Source organism: Staphylococcus simulans (assembly GCF_002902285.1).
GTDB lineage: Bacteria > Bacillota > Bacilli > Staphylococcales > Staphylococcaceae > Staphylococcus > Staphylococcus simulans.
Genome location: NZ_PPRU01000088.1, coordinates 1 through 1342, shown reverse-complemented (window position 1 = coordinate 1342; position 1342 = coordinate 1). Strand labels below are relative to the sequence as shown.

General features: G+C 24.9%; 1 protein-coding gene and 1 pseudogene. One reads left to right on the top strand and one right to left on the bottom strand.

Annotated features, from left to right (window positions below; genetic code table 11):
• Positions 1 to 123: 123 nt before the first annotated feature.
• Positions 124 to 969, bottom strand: coding sequence for a penicillin-hydrolyzing class A beta-lactamase BlaZ (gene blaZ / locus CD112_RS13425; protein ID WP_002485875.1), 846 nt, complete (start codon positions 967 to 969; stop codon positions 124 to 126).
• Between the two features lie 106 nt (positions 970 to 1075).
• On the opposite strand from blaZ, the pseudogene CD112_RS13420 reads away from it, so the two are divergent.
• Positions 1076 to 1342: pseudogene (locus CD112_RS13420) on the top strand (beta-lactam sensor/signal transducer BlaR1); the annotation flags it as partial.

Genomic DNA, 1342 nt, shown 5'->3' with positions numbered 1-1342 from the left:
TTTAAAAAATGTGAACATAAAAAAATAGAACATATATAATTATAAATAATATATATGTTCTTCGATATTATGAAGTTTTATGAAAGATAGAATTATATCAGTTTTTGTAGTACATTTAGACTATTAAAATTTGTTTATTACATTCTTGGCGGTTTCACTTATCAATTTATCATTAGGTTTATCACTTTTATTGTCTTTATTCGTAAAAATGACTAAAATAATAGGTTCAGATTGGTTCTTAGGATAAATAAAAGCTACATCATTTCTAGAAGCATATGTTATTGCTTGACCACTTTTATCAGCAACCTTATAGTCTTTTGGAACACCATCTTTAATTAAAGTGTCTCCGTTTTTATTATTTAACATTAAATCAAGTAAGAAATTTTTATTTTTTTTGCTTAATTTTCCATTTGCGATAAGTTTATTTAAAGTCTTGCCGAAAGCAGCAGGCGTTGAAGTATCTTTTTTGCTCTTTGGTGAATAGTAATTTAATTCTATTTCATATCTAACTGGATTTGTTACTTTATCTCCCAATTTTTTTAAACGTTTTTTAATTTTTTTGATTCCACCGATTTCGTTTATAATTTTGTTGTTTGCTGTATTATCACTATACTTCATTGAAGCCTCAATAAGTTCTTTTAAAGTGATATCTTTTCCTACATATTTTTCTAAAATAGGAGAATAAGCAACTATATCATCTTTGTTAATATGTACTTTTTTATTTAACTTATTATAAGATACTTGTTCTAACAAAATAGCACTATTTATCGCTTTTGAAGTTGAAGCATAGGCAAATCTCTTATCGGCATTAAATTTTACTTCCTTACCACTTTTAGTATCTAATGCATAGACACCAATATTAGCATTATATTTCTTTTCTAAATTATTTAACTCTTTAGCATGTGAACTGGTTGAATTACATGCACTTAAAACTAAAGCAATTGCAATTAAAAGTATTAACTTTTTCAAAATATACCCTCCAATATTACAGTTGTAATTTCTATAAATCAATAATATTACAATTGTAATATTCGCGTCAATAGTTTATTATAAATATTTGAAAGAAGGTGTTGAAATGGCTAAGTTATTAATAATGAGCATAGTAAGCTTTTGTTTTATATTTCTATTGTTATTATTTTTTAGGTACATATTAAAACGCTATTTTAATTATATGTTAAATTATAAAGTTTGGTATCTAACTCTTCTTGCAGGATTAATTCCTTTCATCCCTATTAAATTCTCTTTTTTTAAATTTAATAATTTGAATAATCAAGAGCCCACAGTTGAAAGTAATTCACACAATTTGAATCCTAACATAAATACCACTAAACCTGTTCATGAG